Annotated in this window: 5 protein-coding genes; all 5 read left to right on the top strand. The window is 27.3% G+C overall.

From position 1 onward, the window contains the following. Nucleotides 1–43 precede the first annotated feature (43 nt). The 5 genes from ABUA17_RS18405 (at nt 44) to ABUA17_RS18385 (ending at nt 4463) form a co-directional block, all read left to right on the top strand. Nucleotides 44–781: a type II secretion system F family protein gene (locus tag ABUA17_RS18405; protein ID WP_316320788.1), complete on the top strand. Its 738-nt coding sequence runs from the start codon at nt 44–46 to the stop codon at nt 779–781. Between the two features lie 106 nt (nt 782–887). Next, nucleotides 888–1376, top strand: a complete 489-nt coding sequence (locus ABUA17_RS18400; protein ID WP_055291584.1) for a prepilin-type N-terminal cleavage/methylation domain-containing protein — start codon at nt 888–890, stop codon at nt 1374–1376. Nucleotides 1377–1509: 133 nt separating this feature from the next. Then, nucleotides 1510–3282, top strand: coding sequence for a pilus assembly protein PilM (gene pilM, locus ABUA17_RS18395; RefSeq protein WP_195951878.1), 1773 nt, complete (start codon nt 1510–1512; stop codon nt 3280–3282). Next, on the top strand, nt 3254–4009 hold the full coding sequence (pilO, locus tag ABUA17_RS18390) for a type 4a pilus biogenesis protein PilO (RefSeq protein WP_195951879.1): 756 nt from the start codon (nt 3254–3256) through the stop codon (nt 4007–4009). The genes pilM and pilO overlap by 29 nt, the downstream gene beginning before the upstream one ends. Further along, on the top strand, nt 3963–4463 hold the full coding sequence (locus ABUA17_RS18385; RefSeq protein WP_055275606.1) for a PulJ/GspJ family protein: 501 nt from the start codon (nt 3963–3965) through the stop codon (nt 4461–4463). The genes pilO and ABUA17_RS18385 overlap by 47 nt, the downstream gene beginning before the upstream one ends. Nucleotides 4464–4537: the final 74 nt, after the last annotated feature.

Genomic DNA, 4537 nt, shown 5'->3' with positions numbered 1-4537 from the left:
ATTCCAAATCTACCAACTAATCATACAAAAAAAGAGTAGATAGATTTGTTTTTTACACAAATCTATCTACTCTCCCACTTATCCTAAATTTTTATTAGTTTTTGCTATTTGTATAGTTATTGGACTTGTAAGTTTTGTTGTACCAACTTTTGTTGAAAGTATTTTATCTGCAGGTCAAGAACTTCCTATAACAACACAAATAATTATTAAAATTGCTGATTTTATTAATTCAAATTTATTATTATTAGTTTTACTTGTTCTTGCATTATTTGTAATAAAGAAATTATTTATTGATACTAACTATACTATACAGTATCAAATTGATAAATTCTTAGTAACAGACAAGTATTTAGGAAAAATAACACAACAAATATTTACTGCAAGATTTGCTAGGACATTTGCAATGTTAGTTAAAGGTGGAATGAATATTATCGAATCATTGAGTATAGCAGGTAATGCAGTTGATAATAAATTTATAAAAGAAGCTATTGATGAATCTACAAAGTTAATTACTACGGGTGCAGGAATTGGGGATACATTAGAATCAAGAAGAGTATTTCCTAAGATGTTAACTCAAATGATGAAGGTTGGAGAAGATACAGGTAGTTTGGATGATATTCTTAAGAAAACAGCAGAGTATTATGAAATAGAAGCAGACTTCGCACTTCAAAAATTAACTGCTTTAATTGAACCAATTATGATAGTATTTTTAGCTATTGTTGTTGGATTTGTAGTAATATCCATAGCAATGCCAATGTTCCAAGTTATGGGGGCAGTTTAGACAGGTTTAAGTTTAGAATGGCAAGTGATAAGTTAAATCAAGTTATAAATGAGGGACAACCTCTTTATATAAAATAATTACATAAAAAAACATGGAGGGATAAGTAATGAACTTAACAAAAATGAAAAAGAAAAAAGGTTTTACATTAATCGAATTAATGGCTGTTATAGCTATTATAGCAATTTTAGCAGCGGTATTAGTACCAACTGTATCAGGGTATATTACTAGATCAAAGAAGACTGCTATAATTACTCAAGTTAGAAATGTAGTAACAGCAATAGAAACACATAATGCGACAGCTGTTGGGGATAATGCTATAGATTTAACGAAACCATTGAAATCAATTGTATCTAATGGATCAGAAGATGTTAAACTTGAAGCTGGTTTTGCAACATTAGATGATATTGATAGATTAGCAGGAATGACATGTAATGTTGCTATAGAGATAAACTCAGATCCAGATGCATTACAATATATTGATGTTGCATCTAATGGGGTTATTCAAAAGTATATAGGAAAAACAAAAACATATACTTATTCTTCTAGTAACGGTGATGAATCATCAAAAGATACAGTAGGAAGCGATAGAAAATAGAGAGTAAGTCTAGTATAGAAAAATATGGGGTTGAATGTATTTATTAATTATTTAAGTTAATAAAATATAATTTTCAATCCCATGTTTATTTATTAATAAAAAGTAATTGTTAAAAGGAGATGATTAAAATATTATGGCTATAACAAGTAATAAGAAACTATCTATCCAAATAACAGATACATCTATAAATATTCTTATTGGAAATAAAAATAAGATATATGAGACACATACTATTGAATTAGAAAATGGTGACTGTAAAGATGGTAACGTTAGAGATAAAGATTCTATAGTTAAACTTTTAAATGATTATTTATATGTTAATGGTAGAGATGTTAAAAATGTATCTTTTGTTTTAAGAGGATCAGATATAATAACAAGATACATAGAAGTACCTATACTTAAAAACGATGCTTTAATTGAAGCAGTAAATTTTGAATTTAAACAATTTATACCAGATATAGATGACTACTATATGAATTATGAAATAGTAGAAAAAATAAATACAAAAGAAAAAAAAGCATATAAGATACTGCTAGTTGCAGCAACTAAAGAAAAAATAAATCCAATAATTGAAATAGCAGAAGAAATAGGTAAAGAATTAGAAGTAATAGATATATTATCTAATTCTCTAGCTCGAGTATTAAAAAGTAGTGATCATATTGCCAGTGAGGAATCAACTGGGATATTTTATTTTGGAGCAGATAGCTCAACACTTGGAATAATTGAAGGTAATGTTTTAAAATTTGAAAGAAATCTTCCTTTTGGAATTAAGAATATATTTAATGAAGTATATGAGGAGGCAGCAGTTACAGCACTAGATAGCAAGCAAGTCACCAATGTTTTTGAAAATAATGAACAGTTAATGATGAATTTTGAAAACTTATTAGCTAGTGTAAATAACACTGTAAGATATTATAATTCTGAAAAAAACAATAAGCCTGTTACAAACTTTATTATAATATGTGCAGATATGATAATGACTAATATGGAAAAGTATTTGGAAAAATATTTTGAATTACCATGTATATTAGTAAAAGATCCATCAGATTTGGGATTAAAACTTAAGTTTAAAGATAATTTCCCTAAGTATATATCGTCTTATGGATTGCTTCTTAGAGGAAATGATAATAAATTACTTAACTTAAGTCCTAAAACTATTAAAAAAGAAAAAGATAAAGCCAATATAGATAAAGTATTGGTAAGAGTGCCTATATTAATTTTAATAGCAGTAATAGCTATCGGGATTCCGTTTTTGGTAATGAATAAGATTATAACTAAGGAAATAGCAAATATTGAAGCTGATATTGCTAGATATAATGAGATAGTGGTAAAGAATCAACAATTGCAATCTGAAATTAATAAAATGGAGTATTTTATAAATAGAATTAAAGATATAGATAATAGTACAAGCAATACATCTGAGATTATTTCTAAGTTGAATACTTATGTACCGAAAGAAATAACATTTGAAGGATTTTCATTTACTGATAGTGGATTAATAAATATTAGTGGAAAATCATCTACATATAGTGCAATTCCAGAATTCTTGGCAAATTTAGAAATGAGTGAAGAGTTTTGTAATGCAAAGATTAGTTACATAAATCCAATTGAAGAGACCATAGAAGTATCTAGTTTAGATGAAGAAAATGGTAGTATATCAACAAGGGGCACATTTATGCCTATTGCTTTAACTGGTAGTGTTAACATTTGGGATGAAATAATAGAGTTAGCATCTGATGATGCTAATGATAAAACAAATGTTACACAAGATAACAGTGATAAGACTAATAATGGATCAGAAGGAACTAATTCTGAAATAAATAAAAACACTATAATAAAATATAGTTTTTCAATTACTATAGAAGGGGTAAGTAAAGATGGAAGCAAAGCAAAAGCAACAGAATAGTATTGTACTTTATTTAAAAAATCTTTCTAAAAAAGATAAGGTTATATTATCAACTACAATTGTTATTCTTTCTCTTGTTTTAGGATTAAGATTTTTGATATTACCTCAACTTGAGCAATATTCTAATAACTTAATGACTTTAGATGCAAAGAGAGCTGAGCAAGTAAGAGTAGCTATGGTTCCAGCGCAAAATAAGGTGTTAGAAGAAAAACAAAAAGAATTACAAGTTAAATATGATAATGCATTAGAAGAAATTTCAAAAACACCAGCAGTAGCTCAAATAATTTATGATTTAAAAGGGTTAATGAGTAGGAGCAATGTAGAAATGAGAGCATTGAGTTTTTCAAACTCTGATGTTTCAGAAGAAGAAATAAAGTCAAGTGATGGTGTTGTAACTGATGAAAATGGAGTAGTTACAGAAATTGATAGAGGACTTGATATAGGGGGAACACAAGAAGCGACCATAGGAGCTAATGATGAACAAGCTGTAAAAAAGCAAATTGTTAATATAACTTTAACTGGAGAGTATGAAGATATAATGAAGTTTGTTAAGTCTGTTGAGAATTATTCTAGGGTTGCAGATGTTTCTAATATATCATTAAATCCAGCTGAAGGAACTAAATTAAATTCAGGGATAACAGCTAATTTTTATAACTTAAATTATGAGGAGGCTGAAAGCTATGAGTTCAATGATGGAATTTATGGAAAAGATAACTCCTTTAAATAAAAAATATGACAGAAAAAAGGGGATGACTTTAGTAGAAATAATGGCTGCTATGGCCATCCTTTCTATTTTATTTGTTGGAATAAGTACTATGATGATTAATACAGCTAAAACAGAGGATAAATCTAATGTATTACTTAATAATACAGCAATAATAAGGGCTATTTTCACATCTTTTGAAGTAAATACTGATGGGAGCAGAACTATAGATTATATTAATAATACAAGATTTTATAATCTAAAAGAAAAAGTTAATATTACTTTGAGGTTTAATACTATAGAGAATATGCAACAACAATTAAAGGATGATTTAATAATTAGTGATGGTTCAAATTATATCGCTGAAATTACAATTAGGGATGATGGAGACAATATTTATAATATCAAGATAAATCTTATAAATAATATAAAAAATGAAGATATAACGAAGGAAATGTATGTATATAGAAAAATATGAATCTGTTAAGCTGATATGAAAAAATAGCTTGATTTTTCATAGAATTGCTCGCTCTTTGAAAATTATATAAGTTT

Source organism: Clostridium sp. RTP31139st1_H3_RTP31139_211217 (genome assembly GCF_040227035.1).
GTDB lineage: Bacteria > Bacillota > Clostridia > Clostridiales > Clostridiaceae > Clostridium > Clostridium saudiense.
The sequence above is the reverse complement of the archived record's forward strand: the minus strand, read 5'-3'. Positions and strand labels throughout refer to the sequence as shown.